Origin of the sequence: Lacisediminihabitans changchengi (genome assembly GCF_016634425.1) — a bacterium.
Lineage (GTDB): Bacteria > Actinomycetota > Actinomycetes > Actinomycetales > Microbacteriaceae > Lacisediminihabitans > Lacisediminihabitans changchengi.
Genome location: NZ_JAEPES010000003.1, coordinates 440,356 through 460,179 on the forward strand (window position 1 = coordinate 440,356; position 19,824 = coordinate 460,179).

Consider the following 19,824-nt stretch of genomic DNA (forward strand, 5'->3'; position numbering starts at 1 on the left):
AGTGCCTACTAGTTGTTTGAGCTGAGCTTCTCGCGCAGAGCGGCAAGCGCCTCGTCGTCGGCGAGCGTGCCGGTCGACTCGGACTCGCTGGAGAAGCTGGAGCCGGCACCGGGGATGTCCTCGATGACCTGCGAGGCAGCTGCCTCGACCTGCTTCTTGTGCGCTTCCCAGCGAGCCTGGGCGGCAGCGTAGTCCTGCTCCCACTTCTCGCGCTGGGCCTCGAAGCCCTCGCGCCACTCGTTGGTCTCCGGGTCGAAGCCCTCGGGGTACTTGTAGTTGCCCTGCTCGTCGTACTCGGTGAGCATTCCGTACAGCGCCGGGTCGAACTCGGTGCCGTTGGGGTCGACGCCCTCGTTCGCCTGCTTCAGCGAGAGGGAGATGCGGCGACGCTCGAGGTCGATGTCGATGACCTTGACGAAGACCTCGTCGCCGACCGACACGACCTGCTCGGCGAGCTCGACGTGCTTGCCCGACAGCTCGGAGATGTGGACCAGGCCCTCGATGCCCTCTGCAACGCGAACGAACGCGCCGAAGGGGACGAGCTTGGTGACCTTACCCGGTGCAACCTGGCCGATGGCGTGGGTGCGGGCAAAGACCTGCCACGGGTCTTCCTGCGTCGCCTTGAGCGACAGGGAGACGCGCTCGCGCTCGAGGTCGACCTCGAGGATCTCGACGGTGACCTCCTGGCCAACCTCGACGACCTCGGAGGCGTGCTCGATGTGCTTCCACGACAGCTCGGAGACGTGAACGAGTCCGTCAACGCCGCCGAGGTCGACGAACGCACCGAAGTTGACGATCGACGAGACGACACCCTTGCGGATCTGGCCCTTGGCGAGGTTGTTGAGGAAGGTGGTGCGGCTCTCCGACTGCGTCTGCTCGAGCAGCGCGCGGCGGCTCAGAACGACGTTGTTGCGGTTCTTGTCGAGCTCGAGGATCTTGGCCTCGATCTCCTGGCCGAGGTACGGCGTGAGGTCGCGGACGCGGCGCAGCTCGATGAGCGATGCCGGCAGGAAGCCACGGAGGCCGATGTCGACGATGAGGCCACCCTTGACGACCTCGATGACCGAACCGGTGACGACGCCGTCGGCGTCCTTGATCTTCTCGACGTCTCCCCAGGCACGCTCGTACTGAGCACGCTTCTTGGAGAGGATCAGACGACCCTCTTTGTCTTCCTTCTGCAGAACGAGAGCCTCGACGCTGTCGCCGACCTGGACGACCTCGGAGGGGTCCACGTCGTGCTTGATGGAAAGCTCACGGGAGGGGATGACGCCCTCCGTCTTGTACCCGACGTCGAGGAGAACCTCGTCGCGGTCGATCTTCACGACGGTGCCTTCGATGAGGTCCCCGTCGTTGAAGAACTTCAAAGTCTTTTCGACCGCGGCGAGGAAGTCTTCAGCAGATCCGATGTCGTTGATCGCGACCTGCTTGGGGCCGGTGGTCGTTACGAGTGTCATGTAGTGGTTGCTCCAGGATGGACGCCTCGGTTGAGGCATTATTCAGGCCGGCGCAGAGGGTGGAGAAGATAATGTTCCGCGCACGGCAGCGGATGGGATGTCACAAACGTGACGTTCTAGCTTAGCGTCTTCGCGGGGTGGGTCGCCACCGAGTCTCAGGCGGGTTGTTTCGCCGTCACGATGTCTCGGATGGCCGGCTCCAGCTCGGGAAACTCGAACGCGTAGCCGGCCTCGACCAGGCGTTCCGGGAGCACCCACCGGCTCTTCAACACCAGCTCGGTCTCGGTCTTGATGACCGCGGAGCCGATCTCGAGCATCCACCGCGGGGCTGGCAGCCCGATCGGCATCCCGAGCACCCGACGGATGGTCGCCATCAGTGTGCGACTGTCTGACGGGTTCGGCGACGACACGTTGATCGCCCCGTCGAGGTCGGGGCGGGTGCGGAGGAAGCGGATGATTCCGAGCACATCGGCGATGTGGATCCAGCTGAAGCGCTGGCGTCCGTCCCGCGCGCGGAACTCGTGGAATGTGCCGGCAGCACGCCCGGCCGCGGTGGCGAACCAGCCGCCGTCGAGCTGTGGGCCGCCGAGACCGACGCGAGCGAGCCGCAGCAGCGGCGTGAGCGCACTGCCGTCGCCGAGCACGATCGCCATCCGCACGGCGACCCTCCTGGTGCCCGGCAGGTCGCGGGCGTACAACTCCCGCTCCCACGCCTCGGCGACCGAGACCGAGAATCCGGTGCCGATCTCACCGGACGACTACGTCATCGGGCGATCCTCGGCGTGGCGGTAGATCGTCGCTGTCGACGAGTTGATCCAGAGCGGCGGCGGATGCTCGCAGTCAGCGATCGCCTCGGCCAGCTCTCGGGTGGTCTCGACCCGTGATCGCAGGATCTCGGCTCGATTCTCCGGCGTGTAGCGGCAGTTGACGCTCTTCCCCGCCAGGTTGATCAGCAGGTCGGCGCCGTCCAGGAGATCGGTGATCGCGGCGGTGTCACCCCAGGTCGCGGTGGAGCCGGAACGACCGATAGTGCGCACTATGGCGCCGTCGGCGCGGAAGGCGCGCGCGAGGTACTGCCCGATGAACCCGGAGCCACCCGCGATGACGATGTGTTCGGGCATCCGTTCACCACGCTCCCGGAACGACGCTGTAGCTGAACGAGCCCGCGTATTCGTAGAGCCGCCCGAGCCGGGGCGACTCGACGACGACCGAGACGTGCTGCAGGCCGGACTTCGCATCGAACCGCTCGACCAGGCGGACCACCGGCGCGATCGACGTCGGGATCGGAATCGCGAACCGGCCGAATCGCACCGAGACCCGGGTCGACACCAGGTGCAGCTCGCCATCGACGACCTCCGCCCGCAGGCGTGCCGCGTACCGTCGCTGGGTGCCGAGGTGATCGACGAGCCGCCCGCGCTCGGCCGTGATGGCATCCGTCATCTCCCGGTCGCGGCCGAAGGGGCGCCTGGCGCTGAACCGGAATTCCCGCGAGGCCAGCACCGCGGTGTTTCCCGCGGCATCGATCACCGGACAATTGCGCACGGTGAATGGCACGCGCGCGCTCCAGACGGGAAAGAGCACGCCCTCCCGCTCGAGCAGCCAAAGCACCGGCCAGAGCCACAGCCGGGGCGTCCCTACCCGCTCGAAGACGCCGGAACCGACGCCGGTGGAGCCGTCGGGGATGCCATCGAAATATGCCCTCAGTCGGGGATGAAGAGCGTCGAGCTCGTCGCCGAGCACGAGTTCATAGGGCGAAGGAGCGGTGTTCGAACCGGTGAGACGGGTCGTGTTCTGTCGAGCCAACGCCCTACCTGGCCGGGGTGAGAAGGGCCGAACGCAGGGTGTCGAGTCCGACGCCGCCGATATCCAGCGCCTTTTTATGGAACGCACGGATGTCGAATGCCGCGCCCTCGCGCCGTGCATACTCATCCCGCAACTGCTCCCAGATGCGCTGGCCGACCTTGTACGAGGGTGCCTGACCGGGCCAGCCGAGGTACCGGTTGACCTCGAAGCGCACGAACTCACGGCTCATGTTGACGTTCTCGCCGAGGAAGCCGAAGGCGTAGTCGCCGGTCCACGGGCCCGAGCCGTCTGGCAGTTGCTTCTCGAGGTGTACGCCGATGTCGAGCACGACGCGGGCCGCGCGCATCCGCTGACCATCGAGCATGCCGAGGCGGTCGGCCGGGTCGTCGAGGTAGCCGAGCTGCTCCATCAGGCGCTCCGCATAGAGCGCCCAGCCTTCGGCGTGGCCGGAGGTGCCCGCATTGCGGCGCCAGGTGTTCAACTGAGCCTTGTTGTAGACGGCCTGGCCGATCTGCAGGTGATGGCCGGGCACACCCTCGTGGTAGACCGTGGTGAGCTCACGCCAGGTGTCGAACTCGGTGACGCCCTCCGGCACGCTCCACCACATCTGGCCGGGGCGGGAGAAGTCGTCGGTCGGGCCGGTGTAGTAGATGCCACCCTCCTGGGTAGGGGCGATCATGCAGACCAGGCTCTTGACCTCTTCCGGGATGTCGAAGTGGGTCTTCGACAGCTCGTCGACGGCGCGGTCGCTGGTCTCCTGCATCCAGCGCTGCAGAGCCTCGGTGCCGTGCAGCTTTCGGCTCGGATCCTGGTCGAGATAGGCGATGGCCTCGGCGACGGTGGCGCCAGGCGTGATCTCGCGGGCGATCGCCTCCTGCTCGGAGGTCATGCGGGCGAGTTCCTCGATGCCCCACTCGTAGGTCTCGTCGAGGTCGACGACGGCGCCGAGAAAGTCCCGAGAGGCGAGCGAGTAGATCTCGCGACCGACGGCATCCTTCTCCGGAGCGTGCTGGGCGAGTTCGGTGCGGAGGAAGTCGGAGAGCTTCTGGTACGCGTTCGCCGAGGCCTGCGCGCCCGCGTCGAGGTCGCTCTGCAGCGAGTCTGGCAGCGACCCCGCCTCGAGACGGCCGTTCGCGTTCGCCGCCAGCTGGAAGAAGAACCCGGAGTCGGCAACCTGCTTATTGGCCTGAGTGATGATCTCTTTCACCTGGCGTATCGCGGGGACGTTGCCGTTGGCGATGCCGCTCCGCAGCGTCTCGATATAGCCGTCCATCGCCTCGGGGAGGTTGTGCAATCGCTTAGCGACATTGCTCCAGTCGTCGACGGATGCCGTGGGCACCAGGTCGAAGATGTCGCGGAGTTCCTGGGCCGGGCTCGCGATCACGTTGAGGTTGCGCTGGTTGAAGCCTGCCTCGTGCTTGTCGATCGAGAGCTGCAGCTCGCGGGCGAGGTCCATCTTGGTGACCTCGTCGATCGCGTCGACCGGCGTCGTCGCCTGAACCTCCGCGAGGGCAGAACGCACGGCCTCGACGGCGCGCTCCGCTCCCGCCGGTGAGTAATCGGAGTACTCCCCCTCGTGGCCGGGGCGGCCGATGTAGACCCGGTACTCGGGAAACAGGTCGAGCTCGGTCTCGACCCATTTCTCAGCGACGGCGTCGACGGCGGTGGGGGTGCGAATCTGGTGCGCTCCGAAAGCTTCAGTCATGCACCGAGCCTATTGCGAATGAACGCTATTCGAGGTCCAGGTCGACGCTGAGCAACGCGACGAGCTCGTCGAGAGCGATCTCGGCCCGCTCCCCGTCGGCCTCCAGAGTTACCGACTCGCCAGGCCCGATCCCCAGGGACAGCACGCCGAGGATGCTCGCGGCGTTGACGCTGCGGCCGCTCGCTCCGGTCAGCAGCACCGGCACACCGATTCGCGCGACCGCCTGGCAGAACAGCGAGGCTGGGCGAGCATGGAGGCCGACGCTGGAGGCGACGACGACGGTACGGTCGGGCATGCGATGCTCGCTTTCGGCGGTACGACTCTCGGGTGAGCTCACCGCGCCGCATCGGGCGAGGGAGTTTCGGAGCACACTACCCGAGAAGCGCGTAGACCTCGGCCGGTGACGTCGCCGACCGCAGCGCCGCGGCCCGCCGTGGATCGAGCAGGAGCGTCGCCAGGCGAGACAGCAGCCCGATGTAGCCGCGACCCCGAGCAGCAATGCCGATGCAGACGAACACCCTCTCGCCGTCCCAGTCGACCCCGTCAGGAAAGCGCAGAACCACGAGCGCATCGTGGTCGACATCGCCGGCCGCCGACCGGGTGGCGTGTGGAAAGGCGAAGCCCTCGCCGACGAACGTCGACACACTCGCCTCACGTTCGATCATGGCGTCGATGTACAGCTCGCCGACCGCACCGACCTCGAGGAGCGCTTCACCCGCCCTCCGCACGGCGTCGAACCGGTCGACCGCGTGCTCGTCGAGACGGATCGAGCGGGCGTCGATCAGCTCGGCCAGGGGACCTTCGAGTCGCGCCATGATCAGTGCGCCGCCGCGTCCCAGTTGGGGCCGGTTCCGACCTGCACGGTCAGCGGCACGGCCAGGTCGGCCGCTCCGCCCATCCGATCCACCACGATCTCGGTGAGCTCGTCCAACTCGCCGTGGGCGACCTCGAACACCAGTTCGTCGTGCACCTGCAAGAGCATGCGGGAGTCGAGACCCCGATCGCGGATGTCGGCGTCGACGCCCAGCATCGCCACCTTCAGGATGTCCGCGGCCGACCCCTGGATCGGCGCGTTCAGCGCCTGCCGCTCCGCGTTCTCCCGCAGCACCCGGTTCGACGACGTGAGGTCGCCGAACGGTCGCCGGCGGCCCATGATCGTCTCGGTGTAGCCGTCTTCGCGAGCCTGCTCGACAACGCCGCGGAGGTAGTCGCGTACCGCGCCGAAGCGGGTGAAGTAGTCCGCGATCAGCTGCTTGGCCTCGCTCACCTCGATGCGCAGCTGTTTGGAGAGACCGAACGGGCTCAGGCCGTATGCCAGCCCGTACGACATCGCCTTCACCTTGGTGCGCATGGCGTTGCTCACATCCGCCGGGTCGACCCCGAAGACGCGCGAGCCGACGAAGCGGTGCAGGTCCTCCCCGGAGTGGAAGGCTTCGATCAGCCCGGCGTCGCCGGAGAGGTGCGCCATGACGCGCATCTCGATTTGCGAATAGTCGGCGGTCAGCAGCGTGTCGAACTCGGGGCCGCAGATGAACGCGGAGCGGATCTCCCGCCCGACCTCGGCACGCACCGGGATGTTCTGCAGGTTCGGCTCGGTCGAGGAGATCCGGCCCGTGCTGGTACCGGTCTGGTCGTACCGCGTGTGGATGCGGTGATCGGGAGCGATCGACTTCTCCAGCGTCTCCACGATCTGCCGCAGTTTGGTGGCGTCGCGGTGCTGCAGGAGCAGGTCGAGGAAGGGGTGCGGGTTCTGCGCCTGGAGGTCGGCGAGGGACGCCGCATCCGTCGAGTATCCGGTCTTGTTTGCCCGGGTCTTGGGCATCTGCAGCTCCTCGAACAACACCTGCTGCAGCTGTTTGGGCGAGCCGAGGTTCACCTCGCGGCCGATCTCGGCGTAGGCGCGGGAGGCCAGGTCCATCGCGGTGGCACCGAGCTGAGTGTTGAGTCCGGCGAGAATGTCGGCATCGACCGTGATGCCAGTGGTCTCCATGCGGTTGATCACGGGAATCAGCGGCAGTTCGAGGTCGGACAGCACGCGACGCGAGCCCTCGTCCAGTCGCTCGTTCAGATACTCGCAGAGACGCAGCACGTACCAGGCCTCGGTCGCTGGACTCACGGCGTCGGCCTCGGGCACCAGCTGATTGGGGTCGGGCTCGGCCAGGTGCTCGCCCAGGTGGGTGTAGACCTGCGCGGCCAGGTTCTGGTCGTGCCCCCCGGGCTTCAGCAGCCAGGCGGCCAGAGTGGTGTCGAACACCACTCCGCCGAGTTCGAGGTCGGCCGCGGCCAGCGTCTTCAGCATCGGCTTGTAGTCGAAGACGAATTTCGGCGAGTCGCCCGCCAGCCAATCAGCGAGGTCGACGTAGTCGAGTCGGCCATGAGCCCACGGTACGTAGACGCTGTCATCGGCCGAGGCGATGCCGAAGCCGGTCAGGCCGTCGACACCCACCTCGAGCTGCAGCCCGAGTGGCTTCGTGCCGTGACCAGATGCAGTGGTGAGCCACAAGCCCAGCTCCTCGTCGACGAGGGTGCGAACCACGGGGATCTCCGAGCCCGGCTGGGCCGAGCCCTCACCGGCCTTCGCGGTCGACACATCGTCGCCCGCGGCTGCCGCGAGCTTGAGCACGCGGTCGAGCAGGGTGCGGAACTGCAGCTTGTCAAAGACTTCGCGCACCTTGGCCTCGTCGAGCGGACGACGCAGCAGGTCGTCGGGGCCGACCGGCAGAGCGACATCGGTGAGCAGGTGGTTGAGCTTGCGATTACGGATGGCGCGGTCCTGCTGTTCGCGCAGCTTCTCCCCCACCACGCCCTTGATCTCGTCGGCGTGCGCCAGAACCTCGTCGAGGCTGCCGTACTGGGTGATCCACTTGACGGCCGTCTTCTCACCGACCTTGTCGATGCCGATCAGGTTGTCGCTGGTCTCCCCCACGAGGGCCGCGACATCGGGATACTGCGCCGGCTCGATGCCGTAACGCTCGAACACGGCGTCGCGATCGTAGCGCTTGAGTTCGGAGACGCCCCTGGCGTTCGGATACAGGAGGGTGACGTCATCCGTCACCATCTGGATGGCATCACGATCGCCGGAGACCACGTAGACGGTGTACCCCTCGGCCGCACCACGCTTCGCAAGGGTGGCCAGGATGTCGTCGGCCTCGTAGTCCTCCTTGGTCACCGTCGTAATGCCCATGGCGTGCAGCGCCTCCTCGAGCAGCGGGATCTGCCCGACGAACTCGGCGGGGGTCTCGCCGCGGGTGCCCTTGTACTCCGGGTATTCACGGGTACGGAAGGAGTACCGCGAGATGTCGAAGGCGACGGCGAGGTGGGTGGGCTTCTCGTTGGCGACCAGGTTGAGCAGCATCGAGATAAAGCCGTGGATGGCGTTAGTGTGCTGGCCTTCGCGGTTCTGGAAACTGTCCACCGGGAGGGCGTAGAAAGCCCGGAATGCGAGCGAGTGCCCGTCGATAATGAGGAGGGTAGGCTTTTCGTTGTCCGGCACGGAAGCCAGCCTAACGGTGGCCTCTGACAGGCCGAAGCCCTCCACCAGCCACCGATTTCCAAGGATGCCCGTGACCACTTTTCCCGCCGACCTCGACCCAGAACTCGTCGAGCGCCTGGTCACCACCGGTGGCGGCTCGCTCGCTCGCAAGATGGGAATCGAGTTTCTCGAACTGTCGGCGGAGCACTCGGTTGCGACGATGCCGGTGGACGGCAACACCCAGGTGATCGGCCTGCTGCACGGTGGAGCACACGTGGTGCTGGGTGAGTCCCTCGGTTCAGTCTCCTCGGCGATTCATGCCGGCCCGGGACGTTACGCCGTCGGCATCGAGATCAACGCGACGCACAGCCGCTCCGTCACCGAGGGCATCGTCACCGGCACCTGCACGGCGCTCGTCCTCGGCCGCACGCTGGCGACCCACGAGATCGTCATGCGCGACGAACAGGGCCGGCGGCTCTCGACCGTGCGCATGACGAACATGCTGCGCGACCGCTAAACTCGCGGGCCGCTCATTTCGCCGGGCGCTGTCTGCCCGGGCGCAGTCTCTGTGTGGCAGGCTGCACTGTTTTACCCGCCATCGCGCCCGTCAGATATCGCGGCGAGAGCCGCCCTCGCCCGAGGTTCCCGTGATTCAGTAACTCCTGCAGAACGGTTACAGGAGTGCCGACAACGGACGATTTCATCCGGCGTGTCCGGTTGCCATTCGACCGTCCGGTACAGTGCAATCGTCTGGCACAGCAAGACCGTCTCTGGCGGCGCGGCCGTCGCGCTAAAGGCTGCTGAGAGCGAGCGCTACTTCTTCGCGCTGAGCTGCTCGATGATCGCCTGGGCGACGTCGTGCATGGTGAGGCGGCGGTCCATCGACGCCTTCTGAATCCACCGGAAGGCCTCGGGCTCGCTCAGCCCCATCTTCTCGTTGAGCAGACCCTTGGCCCGGTCGACGAGTTTGCGGGTTTCGAAACGCTCGACCAGATCGGTGACCTCGGCCTCGAGCGTGATGATCTGGGCGTACCGCGCGAGAGCGATCTCGATCGCCGGCAGCAGGTCGTTCGGGGTGAAGGGCTTGACCACGTAGGCCAGCGCGCCGGCCTCCGTCGCGCGCTCGACCAGCTCTTTCTGGCTGAAGGCGGTGAGCAGCACGACCGGGGCGATGTGGTTCTTGGTGAGACGCTCGGCGGCCGAGATGCCGTCGAGGAGCGGCATCTTCACGTCCATGATCACGAGGTCGGGGCGCAGCTCGGTGGCGAGGGCGACAGCGGTCTCGCCATCGCCGGCCTCGCCGACGACCTCGAACCCGTTGTCCCGCAGGGTCTCGACGATGTCGAGCCGGATCAGCGACTCGTCTTCGGCCACAACAACGCGGCGGGGGGTTTGCGGTGCATTTTCTTGGTCGGTCACGCACTCAACCCTACGGTATTCTGACCAGAGTCCACGTGCGCCGGATTGGCGGAATGGCAGACGCGGAGCACTCAAAATGCTTTGCTCGAAAGGGCGTGCGAGTTCGAGTCTCGCATCCGGCACAGGCGACACCAGCACAACAGCAGAAGCACGAACGTCAGAACGAGACGGATGCCGCGGCGCAGGCCACGGCATCCGTTTCAGTTCTTCGGCACCCGTCGTTCGGGCTGAGGCTTCTGGCGGGCAAGTTCCCCACCGACTCTGCCGCCGAAAGGGCGCCCATGGTCGGCGAACTCGGCACGAAAGTAGGCCATCCGCCAGTCGCCGAGTTCTAGCCGAGCTCCGGTGCGCAGGATCTGCCCTTGCCCCTCGACAGCCCGAACAGCACTGCTCGCGATCGGACCGTGCGCGTAGAGCACATATTCATCGTTACCGTCGTGCCGGATCTCGGCGTGCATCGGCAACAGGCCGTCAAGCCGAAGATCGCACTTCTCGTCAGACCCGATCGTGGTGACACCAGGCAGAAGCTCGAATTCTCGAGGAGGGGTGCCGTCCCAGTATTCAGACCCGACGACGAAGATCAGTCGAGGCCGGCCGGAGCCCGGCGTGTAGTGCGTGGTCGTCACCCGTCGTCGCAGACGCCGACTTACCGTCGGAACAAGAGGGAATGGCGTCGACGGCGGCAGAGAGATGCTCGACGCGGTCGGGCGGGCACGCAGCAGCGGGGCAATCGCGGTCGCAGCCCCGAGGCGGATGTGCGGAGACCCGGTCATGGCGCGTTGCACCAGGCTCGACTTCACGTCGCCCATTCCGGCGATGTAGCCCGCCGGACCCGTGAGGGTCACCGAGACCCCCAATTCGGCCATCTGCGTCGCGAGCTCGCGGAGTGCGGTGAGTTTCGGCGCGCGGCCCGAGATCAGGAGTTCCGGATCACTGGCGTAGATCTGTACCTCGGAGCCGTGAGCGGTGATGCTTCCCGTCAGCAGTTTCGACGGCTCGCCGTCATCCGCTGCACCCGCCGCCTCTTCGAGCGAGAACTCCAGCTCGATGTCGAAGCGCGTCGCCACCATTAGGAGGCGACGTCGGGCGAACGATGGGTGTCGGAGCCGGCTGCCTCGTCGTCACTGGTCGTGACGCGGAGCGTGCCGTTCAGCTTCCAGGTAGCGCGAGGCGCGTCCGGCCCGATGTCACGCGGAACCTCGACGGTCATGTCGATGAACTCGTAGTTGACCGCGGCGCCGCGGCCGGTGAGGTACGACCACATCTCGCGGCCAAGATCGGTCCAGTCGCTGATTGTGCGGCCGTCAGGGCCGGTGCTCGTGTCGAAGAGTTCGGTGGTGTCGGTCATGATGCTCCTTCAGCGGTGAGAACGGCCGCGCGTCTCGAGAAGCAGAGGTGTGCGGCACACGTTCGCGTGACGGTGAGACTACGCCGCTGCGGCCCGGGTGACTCGCGTTCCCAGCAGACAACCAGACAGCGGGTGAGCGGTATACCGTGTGAACCGGGCGTCGGGTCGATCCGTCGCCTCCACGACCACGATGGGACCGCCGCATGACCTCGCCCGACAACACTCCGCCCGCGCAGACACCGCGCGTGCAGACACCGGCCGGGTGGTACCCGGACTACACCGGCGAGCCGCGGATGCGGTGGTGGGATGGCACCGCGTGGTCGGATCACGTGACGGAGCCCAGCGCGCCCGCGGCCATGCCGCCTGCGCCCGCCACCCCAGCGCGCAACACCGTTCCGGCCACGACCCCGGCGAACAACGTCTTCATCTGGATTCTCGTACTGCTCCCGGTGATCACACTCGCGCTCTCACTCACCGTGAACTACGCCGCCATCGGCCGTTCCGCGCTGCAGGACGCTCGGCTCGGCGAGAGCGGCAGCGCAATGGGGTTCGGCGTGGGCGGTGGAGCGACACTCGCGATCTCACTCCTGGGCTGGCTCGTCGACGCTGCCGTCATCGTGCTCGCCTACTTCGACAACCGTCGACTGAAAGCAACCGGCTTCGAACGCCCGTTCCCCTGGCCGTGGGCATTCTTCACTCTCATCTCCAGCGTCGGGGTACTGGTCTACGTGATCGGTCGCACCGTGATCGTGAAGCGGCGCTCCGGGCGGGGACTAGCGCCGATGATCGTCGCGATCGCACTTGCCGCGCTGGGGCTGATCCTCGGCGGGGTCGCGTTCGTGCAGATCGTCTCACCGATGTTCGACCAGTTCGGGTCCGGCGACTTCATCAACTCCTGATCCGCGCACGGTAGTCGCCGGAATAGGCCGACGGCCCGGCACCCTCTCGGGTGCCGGGCCGTTGGCTTGGGCTGACTCTGTGAGCCGGGACCCTGTGTACCGGGACTAATCCGCCGCGTACGCCGGAGCGACCGCGTTGTGAGCATCGCCCACACGGTGCACGCGCATGTCGTTCGTGCCCCCAGAGATTCCGGGAGGGGACCCGGCGATCACGACGACCTTCTCGCCCAGGGTGGCTCGGTCGTTGCCGATCAGGATGTCGTCGACCTGCCCGAACAGTTCGTCGGTGTGGGTCTTGCGCTCGACCCGGTAGGTCTCCGTACCCCACACCCATGCCAGGCGGTTGCGGATGCGCTCCTCCGGCGTGAAGGCGATGATCGGAATGCGGTGACGCAGTCGCGACATGCGACGCACCGAGTCGCCGCTTTCGGTGAACACGCAGAGGAATTTCGCCTCGACGAAGTCAGCGACCTCGGCCGCCGCAAGAGTGATCGCGCCGCCCTGGGTGCGCGGCTTGGTGCCGAGGGGTGGGATGCGCTCCAGCCCGTGCTCCTCGGTGGACTTGACGATCCGCGCCATGGTGGCGACCGTGATCACGGGGTACTCCCCCACGCTGGTCTCGCCGGACAGCATGACCGCGTCGGCGCCGTCGAGGACGGCGTTGGCGACATCCGAGGTCTCTGCACGGGTCGGGATCGGGCTGGAGATCATCGACTCGAGCATCTGCGTCGCCACGATGACCGGCTTTGCCATACGACGCGACAGCTCGATGGCGTGCTTCTGCACAATCGGGACCGCCTCGAGCGGCATTTCGACGCCGAGGTCACCACGGGCGACCATGATGCCTTCGAAGGCATCGATGATGGCCTCGAGGTTGTCGACGGCCTGCGGCTTCTCGACCTTGGCGATGATCGGAAGACGAATGCCTTCCTCCGCCATGATCTCGTGGGCACGCAGGGCGTCCTCGGCATTACGAACGAACGACATCGCGATGAGGTCGGCACCGAGGCGCAGGCCCCAGCGCAGGTCGGCCTCATCCTTCTCGGACAGCGCGGGAACGTTGACCGCGACGCCGGGAAGGTTGATTCCCTTGTTGTTCGATACCTCGCCACCGACGACGACCTCGGTCGTCACGACCTCGCCGTCGACCGACAGCGCACGCAGCTTGACCTTGCCGTCGTTGATCAGCAGGTCGTCCCCGGGGCGGACGTCCCCGGGAAGACCCTTGAACGTGGTGCTGGAGATCTCCTTGGTACCCAGGATGTCCTCGGTGGTGATCTTGAAGATGTCGCCAACCGCAAGGTCGTGCGGTCCATCGGCGAACTTGCCGAGGCGGATCTTGGGGCCCTGCAGGTCCACCATGACGGCGACCGCCTTGCCGGTGTCCAGGCTGGCCTGGCGCACGTTGCGGTACACCTCCTCGTGGACGTCGTAGCTGCCGTGGCTCAGGTTCATGCGGGCGACATCCACGCCGGCCTCGATGATGGCCCTGATGTTTTCATAGCTCGACGTTGCCGGGCCCAGGGTCGCGACGATCTTTGCGCGTCTCATTCGTTTCTTTCTGTTGGGGTTCTGTTCTCGCTGCGCCCGGGATCGCCGGGCACCGGATGGATCAGATCGAGATGGCCCGGTCGGTGGGCCGTACGGGCGAGGGCAGCTGGGTGTCGCCCTCAAGGAAGCGATCGACGGCGGCCGCGGCAGCGCGGCCCTCGGCGATCGCCCAGACGATCAGCGACTGTCCGCGGCCGGCATCGCCAGCCACGAAGACGCCAGACTCGCTGGTCTGGTAATCGCCGTCACGCTGCACGTTACCGCGCTCGGAGACGACGCGGAGCTGCTCCTCGAGCTGCTCCCCCTCTGTGCCGGTGAAGCCCAGCGCAAGCAGCACCAGGTCAGCCGGGATCTCGCGCTCGGTGCCGGACTTCGGCACCCGACGGCCGTCGAGGTATTCGGTCTCGGCGACGCGGATGGCCCGCAGTTCGCCGATCTCGTTCGACAGGAATTCGACGGTGGAGGCCAGGTAGACCCGCTCGCCGCCCTCCTCGTGGGCACTCGACACCTCGAAGAGCGTCGGGGACATCGGCCACGGCTGGGATTCGGGACGCTCGCTCGGCGGCTGGGTACCGATGGCGAGGTTGGTGACCGACAGCGCACCCTGACGGTGTGCGGTGCCGATGCAGTCAGCACCGGTGTCGCCACCGCCGAGGACCACGACGTGCTTGCCTTCCGCGCTGATCTGGTCGACGACCGTGTCGCCCGCACCCACGCGGTTCTGTTGCACGAGGTACTCCATGGCGAAGTGTACGCCGGGCAGGTCACGTCCGGGGATCGGGAGGTCGCGGGGCACCAGAGCGCCGGTGGCGACCACAACAGCGTCGTAACGGGCGCGCAGGTCATCCCAGCTGATGTCCGTGCCGATGGTTACGTTTGCCCGGAAGCGCGTGCCCTCGGCCTGCATCTGCCGCAGCCGGTTCTCGAGGTGCTTCTTCTCCATCTTGAAGTCCGGGATGCCGTATCGCAGCAGGCCGCCGATGCGGTCATCGCGCTCGAACACCGCAACGGTATGACCGGCACGGGTGAGCTGCTGAGCGGCGGCGAGACCGGCCGGGCCCGACCCGACGACGGCGACCGTCTTGCCCGTGAGACGCTCCGGAGGATGCGGATCGACCCAGTCGTTGGCCCAGGCCTGATCGATGATCGAGACCTCGACCTGCTTGATCGTCACGGCGGGCTGGTTGATCGCCAGCACGCACGACGACTCGCACGGTGCCGGGCACAGTCGCCCGGTGAACTCGGGGAAGTTGTTGGTGGCGTGCAACCGCTCGATCGCCTGGCGACCTTCGCCACGCCAGGTGAGATCGTTCCACTCCGGAATCAGGTTGCCGAGCGGGCAGCCGTGGTGGCAGAACGGGATCCCGCAATCCATGCAGCGGCCGGCCTGCTTACGGGTCGTAGCCGCGTCACCCTGCTCATAGACCTCTTTCCAGTCCATCAGTCGCAGAGCGACGGGCCGACGGGCGGGCGTCTGCCGCTCGCGGGTCTTCAGGAAGCCTTTCGGGTCAGCCACCGGTTACCTCCATGATCCGGCTCCAGACGACATCGCCATCCGGGTCCAATCCTTCTTCGACGGCGGTTGCTCGGGTGGCGAGCACCGCCGCGTAGTCGCGGGGCAGCACCTTCACGAAGCGAGACATGGTCTCGTCGAGGTTCTGCAGCATCCGCTCCGCCACGGCGGAGTCGGTTTGCGCCACGTGCTGACGCAGCAGATCGGTGACGATTTCGATGTCACCGGCACCAAGAGGCGACAACTCGAGTTCGCCCGAGTCGAGCGAGTCGCGGTTGACTCGCTCGCGCTTCAAATCGTAGACGTACGCCGTGCCGCCAGACATGCCGGCGCCGAGGTTGCGTCCGGTCTCACCGAGGATGAGCGCCAGGCCGCCGGTCATGTATTCAAGCGCGTGGTCGCCAACACCCTCGACGATCGCGGTCGCGCCGGAATTGCGCACCAGGAACCGCTCGCCGACGATGCCCCGCAGGAACATGCTGCCCTGGGTCGCGCCGTACCCGATGACATTGCCGGCGATCACGTTGTTCTCCGCGGGGAAGCCGCTGGCGGCGTCCGGCGTGACGACGATCTGCCCGCCACAGAGGCCTTTTCCGACGTAGTCGTTGCTGTCTCCGACCAAGCGCAGCGAGATACCGCTCGGAAGGAACGCGCCGAACGACTGCCCGGCGGTCCCGGTGAGATTCACCTGGATGGTGCCGGTCGGCAGACCGTTCTCGCCGTGCCTGACCGTCACCTCGTGGCCGAGCATCGTGCCGACGGCACGCTCGGTGTTGCGGATCGGCAGGTCGATGGAGACCGGCGTGCGGTCAGCCAGTGCGGCGGCACTCTGGCGGATGAGCTCGACGTCGAAGTGCTTGTCGAGTTCGTGGTCCTGGCTGCTGACGTTGCGTCTCGGCTCGTCGTCGCCGAAGACAGGACCGTCGAGGATGGGTGCCAGGTCGAGACCGTCGGCCTTCCAATGATCGATCGCGCCGGTGGCATCCAGCACCTCGGAGTGGCCGATCGCCTCCTCGATGGAGCGGAAACCGAGCTCGGCGAGGTACTCGCGCACCTCTTGGGCGAGGAACTCGAAGAAGTTGACCACGAACTCGGGCTTGCCAGTGAAGCGTGAACGGAGTTCGGGATTCTGGGTGGCGACGCCTACCGGGCAGGTGTCGAGGTGGCAGACGCGCATCAGAATGCAGCCGGAGACCACGAGCGGCGCCGTGGCGAAGCCGTACTCCTCGGCCCCGAGCAGCGCCGCGACGACCACGTCACGACCGGTCTTCATCTGACCGTCGACCTGCACCACCACGCGACCGCGCATACCGTTGAGCATCAAGGTCTGCTGGGTCTCGGCGAGGCCGAGCTCCCAGGGCGTGCCGGCGTGCTTGAGCGAGTTGAGCGGGCTCGCACCGGTTCCGCCGTCGTGACCGGAGACCAGCACGACATCCGCGAGTGCCTTGGTGACACCAGTGGCGACCGCGCCGATTCCCGACTGGCTCACCAGCTTGACGTGAACGCGGGCCTCGGGGTTGGCACGCTTGAGATCGAAGATGAGCTGCTTCAGGTCTTCGATCGAATAGATGTCGTGATGCGGCGGCGGCGAGATAAGGCCGACGCCTGCGGTGGCGTGGCGGGTGCGCGCGATCCACGGGTAGACCTTGCCCGGGGGCAGTTGGCCGCCCTCGCCGGGCTTGGCACCCTGCGCCATCTTGATCTGGATATCGTCGGCGTGGGTCAGGTACATGCTCGTCACGCCGAACCGTCCCGACGCGACCTGCTTGATCGCACTGCGCCGGGTGGGATCGAGCAGTCTGGCGGTGTCTTCGCCGCCCTCGCCGGTGTTGCTCTTGCCGCCGATGCTGTTCATGGCGATGGCGAGCGTCTCGTGTGCTTCGGCGCTGATCGAGCCGTAGCTCATCGCCCCCGTCGAGAAGCGCGTCACGATGGATGCGACGGACTCGACCTCGTCGATCGGAACGGCCGAGCGCAGCCCCTTCTTGAACTCGAACAGCCCGCGCATGGTCATGAGCGACTGCGACTGGTCGTCGACGAGCCTGGTGTACTCGCGGAAGATGTCATAGCGGCGAGACCGGGTCGCGTGCTGCAGGCGGAACACGGTGTCTGGGCTGAACAGGTGCGGCGGCCCGTCGCGACGCCACTGGTACTCCCCGCCGGTGGCGAGGCGCTCGTGAGCGCTGACTGCGCCGTCCTCCGGGTATGCAGCGCTGTGACGCGCCGCGCTCTCCGCCGCGATGACGTCGATGCCGACACCGCCGAGCAGGCTGGAGGTGCCGGTGAAGTACTGGGTGACGAATTCCTGGTCGAGGCCGACGGCCTCGAAGGCCTGAGCTCCGGCGTAGGAGCCGACGACGGAGATCCCCATCTTCGACATGATCTTCAGCACGCCCTTGCCGAGCGCCTTGATCAGGTTCTTGACCGCCTTCTCTGGCGTGACCCCCTGCAGCAGGCCGCTTCGGACCAGTTCTTCTGCGGACTCCATCGCGAGGTACGGGTTGATCGCAGACGCACCGTAGCCGACAAGCAAAGCGACATGGTGCACCTCGCGAACGTCACCGGCCTCGACGATCAGGCCGACCTTCATCCGGTTTTCTTTGCGGATGAGGTGGTGATGCACGGCCGCGAGCATCAACAGGGACGGCACCGGTGCCATCTCCTTGGTGGAGTCGCGGTCGGAGAGCACCAGGAACAGCGCGCCCTCGTCGATGGCGCGATCCGCCTCGTCACACATGGCGGCGATGCGCTGCTCCATGGCCTTCGGGCCCTGGTCGGCGCGGTAGAGACCCTTGATGGTGTGGGTCGGCTGGAAGCCGAGCCGGCTGCCCTTGGGGGCGATGTGCTGGATCTTGGCCAGCTCGTCGTTGTCGATCACCGGGAAGTCGAGGATGACCTGGCGCGCATGCTCCGGCGTCGCGTCGAGCAGGTTGCGCTCCGGTCCAAGGCCCAGCTTCAGCGACGTGACGACCTCTTCACGGATGCTGTCCAGCGGCGGGTTCGTCACCTGGGCGAACTGCTGGGTGAAGTAGTCGAACAGCAAGCGCGGACGGTCGCTGAGCACGGCGATCGGGGTGTCGGACCCCATGGCGCCGAGTGGCTCCGCGCCCTTCTCCGCCATCGGCTTGATGAGAATGCGCACCTCTTCTTCGGTGTACCCGAAGGTGCGCTGACGTCGCGTGACCGATGCCGGGGTGTGCACGATGTGCTCGCGCTCCGGCAGGTCCTTGAGGTTGATGCGACCACCGTCGAGCCACTCGCCCCACGGCTCCGACTCGGCGAGCTCGCGCTTGATCTCCTCGTCTTCGACGATGCGACCGGCCTCGGTGTCGACGAGGAACATCTTGCCGGGGCGCAGGCGACCCTTGCGCACCACGCGGGCGGGATCGATCTGCAGCACGCCGATCTCACTGGCGAGCACGACCAGCCCGTCATCGGTCACCAGGTAGCGGCCGGGGCGGAGACCATTGCGGTCCAGGGTCGCTCCGACCAGGGAGCCGTCGGTGAAGACCAGGGCGGCCGGGCCGTCCCATGGCTCCATCATCATCGCGTGGTACTCGTAGAAGTCGCGGCGGGCCTGCTCGAGGTCTGGCTGGTTCTCGTAGGCCTCCGGCACCATCATCATCATGGCGTGCGGGAGCGACCGACCGCCGAGGTTGAGCAGCTCGACGACCTCGTCGAAGGAGGCCGAGTCGCTCGCACCGGGCGTGACGATCGGGAAGAGCGGCGAGAGGTCGCCGAGAACGGCGGACTCCAGCTGGGACTGGCGGGCCCGCATCCAGTTGCGGTTGCCCTGCACCGTGTTGATCTCGCCGTTGTGGGCGATCATGCGGAACGGCTGGGCGAGCGGCCAGGACGGGAAGGTGTTCGTCGAGTAGCGCGAGTGCACCAGCGCGAGCTTGGAGGCGAAACGCTCGTCGGAGAGGTCCGGGTAGAACGGCTCTAGCTGGAGCGTCGTGACCATTCCCTTGTATACGAGGGTGCGGCTGCTCAGCGACGGGAAATAGACCTCGAGCTCGCGCTCGGCGCGCTTGCGCAGGCGGTACGCCTGACGGTCGAGCGCGATGCCCTCCACCGGGGAGTCGTCGGTCGACAGTGTCGACGTGAGAAAGAGCTGTTCGAAGGCGGGCATCGCCTCGCGGGCGAGATTGCCGAGAACCTCGGGACGCACCGGAACATCGCGCCACCCGAGAACGTGGAGCTTCTCTTGCGCTGCAAGGGCTTCGATGCCGGCCTTGATGGCCTCGCGCTCGGCCCGGTCGACGGGGAGGAATGCGGTTCCGACGACGTACTGGCCCACCGCAGGGAGCTCGACGCCCGCGACCGCGCGGAGGAAGTCATCCGGGATCTGGGTGACGATTCCGGCGCCGTCACCGGTTCCGGCATCCGACCCGATCGCGCCGCGATGTTCGAGGTTACGCAGGGCACCGAGAGCGGCGTCGATGATGTCGTGACCGGCGGTGCCACGAAGGGTGGCGACCATGGCCAGACCGCACGCATCTTTCTCGCGAGCAGGGTCGTACAGCCCGGTTGCCCCAGGGGCGACACTGAACCGGGAAAAGGGTGGCGTGAGAGCCATGTAGTTACCGTCCTCACGAGACTTTGGGAGCGTGTGGGACTGCAGCGGCCCGGGATTCAAGCGACGGACCGAGGAACCCGG

14 protein-coding genes, 1 tRNA gene and 1 pseudogene are annotated in these 19,824 nt (G+C 66.6%); 3 read left to right on the forward strand and 13 right to left on the reverse strand.

What is annotated here, in order from left to right:
• Positions 1 to 8 precede the first annotated feature (8 nt).
• From rpsA to polA, 7 genes and pseudogenes are all read right to left on the reverse strand, one after another.
• Positions 9 to 1,454, reverse strand: coding sequence for a 30S ribosomal protein S1 (rpsA, locus tag IV501_RS10405; protein WP_200555120.1), 1,446 nt, complete (start codon positions 1,452 to 1,454; stop codon positions 9 to 11).
• Positions 1,455 to 1,609: 155 nt separating this feature from the next.
• Positions 1,610 to 2,575, reverse strand: a pseudogene (locus tag IV501_RS10410) (epimerase).
• A 4-nt stretch (positions 2,576 to 2,579) separates the two neighbouring features.
• Positions 2,580 to 3,257 carry a DUF4166 domain-containing protein gene (locus IV501_RS10415; RefSeq protein WP_234698111.1) on the reverse strand — a complete coding sequence of 226 codons (678 nt, stop codon included), beginning with the start codon at positions 3,255 to 3,257 and terminating at the stop codon, positions 2,580 to 2,582.
• 4 nt (positions 3,258 to 3,261) lie between these two features.
• On the reverse strand, positions 3,262 to 4,962 hold the full coding sequence (locus tag IV501_RS10420; RefSeq protein WP_200555119.1) for a DUF885 domain-containing protein: 1,701 nt from the start codon (positions 4,960 to 4,962) through the stop codon (positions 3,262 to 3,264).
• Between the two features lie 25 nt (positions 4,963 to 4,987).
• Entirely contained in the window at positions 4,988 to 5,257 is a 270-nt protein-coding gene (locus tag IV501_RS10425; protein WP_200555118.1) for an HPr family phosphocarrier protein, read from the reverse strand.
• A 76-nt stretch (positions 5,258 to 5,333) separates the two neighbouring features.
• Positions 5,334 to 5,777: a PTS mannitol transporter subunit IIA gene (locus IV501_RS10430; RefSeq protein WP_200555117.1), complete on the reverse strand. Its 444-nt coding sequence runs from the start codon at positions 5,775 to 5,777 to the stop codon at positions 5,334 to 5,336.
• Positions 5,778 to 5,779: 2 nt separating this feature from the next.
• Positions 5,780 to 8,455, reverse strand: a complete 2,676-nt coding sequence (gene polA / locus IV501_RS10435; RefSeq protein ID WP_200555116.1) for a DNA polymerase I — start codon at positions 8,453 to 8,455, stop codon at positions 5,780 to 5,782.
• 64 nt (positions 8,456 to 8,519) lie between these two features.
• Here polA and IV501_RS10440 point away from each other — a divergent pair, with 64 nt between their 5' ends.
• Positions 8,520 to 8,951, forward strand: coding sequence for a hotdog fold thioesterase (locus IV501_RS10440; protein ID WP_200555115.1), 432 nt, complete (start codon positions 8,520 to 8,522; stop codon positions 8,949 to 8,951).
• A 296-nt stretch (positions 8,952 to 9,247) separates the two neighbouring features.
• Here IV501_RS10440 and IV501_RS10445 read toward each other — a convergent pair whose 3' ends face one another.
• Positions 9,248 to 9,853, reverse strand: a complete 606-nt coding sequence (locus IV501_RS10445) for an ANTAR domain-containing response regulator (RefSeq protein ID WP_200555114.1) — start codon at positions 9,851 to 9,853, stop codon at positions 9,248 to 9,250.
• A gap of 39 nt (positions 9,854 to 9,892) precedes the next feature.
• On the opposite strand from IV501_RS10445, the gene IV501_RS10450 reads away from it, so the two are divergent.
• Positions 9,893 to 9,975, forward strand: a tRNA-Leu gene (locus tag IV501_RS10450).
• Positions 9,976 to 10,053: 78 nt separating this feature from the next.
• Here IV501_RS10450 and IV501_RS10455 read toward each other — a convergent pair.
• Both IV501_RS10455 and IV501_RS10460 read right to left on the reverse strand, forming a co-directional pair.
• Complete coding sequence (locus IV501_RS10455; protein WP_200555113.1) at positions 10,054 to 10,923, reverse strand: FHA domain-containing protein; 870 nt, start codon at positions 10,921 to 10,923, stop codon at positions 10,054 to 10,056.
• Positions 10,923 to 11,201 carry a hypothetical protein gene (locus IV501_RS10460; protein ID WP_200555112.1) on the reverse strand — a complete coding sequence of 93 codons (279 nt, stop codon included), beginning with the start codon at positions 11,199 to 11,201 and terminating at the stop codon, positions 10,923 to 10,925. Before IV501_RS10460 ends, IV501_RS10455 begins: the two co-directional genes overlap by 1 nt.
• Before the next feature lie 203 nt (positions 11,202 to 11,404).
• On the opposite strand from IV501_RS10460, the gene IV501_RS10465 reads away from it, so the two are divergent.
• Positions 11,405 to 12,100: a DUF2510 domain-containing protein gene (locus tag IV501_RS10465; protein ID WP_200555111.1), complete on the forward strand. Its 696-nt coding sequence runs from the start codon at positions 11,405 to 11,407 to the stop codon at positions 12,098 to 12,100.
• 105 nt (positions 12,101 to 12,205) lie between these two features.
• Here the strand turns inward: IV501_RS10465 and pyk are convergent, their stop codons facing one another.
• The 3 genes from pyk to gltB all read right to left on the reverse strand — a co-directional run bounded on the left by pyk (position 12,206) and on the right by gltB (position 19,743).
• On the reverse strand, positions 12,206 to 13,651 hold the full coding sequence (gene pyk / locus IV501_RS10470; RefSeq protein ID WP_200555110.1) for a pyruvate kinase: 1,446 nt from the start codon (positions 13,649 to 13,651) through the stop codon (positions 12,206 to 12,208).
• A gap of 61 nt (positions 13,652 to 13,712) precedes the next feature.
• Positions 13,713 to 15,167 carry a glutamate synthase subunit beta gene (locus tag IV501_RS10475; RefSeq protein ID WP_200555109.1) on the reverse strand — a complete coding sequence of 485 codons (1,455 nt, stop codon included), beginning with the start codon at positions 15,165 to 15,167 and terminating at the stop codon, positions 13,713 to 13,715.
• Positions 15,160 to 19,743 (reverse strand): glutamate synthase large subunit, encoded by a 4,584-nt coding sequence (gene gltB / locus IV501_RS10480; RefSeq protein ID WP_200555108.1) that lies wholly within the window; start codon positions 19,741 to 19,743, stop codon positions 15,160 to 15,162. The genes IV501_RS10475 and gltB overlap by 8 nt, the downstream gene beginning before the upstream one ends.
• Positions 19,744 to 19,824: the final 81 nt, after the last annotated feature.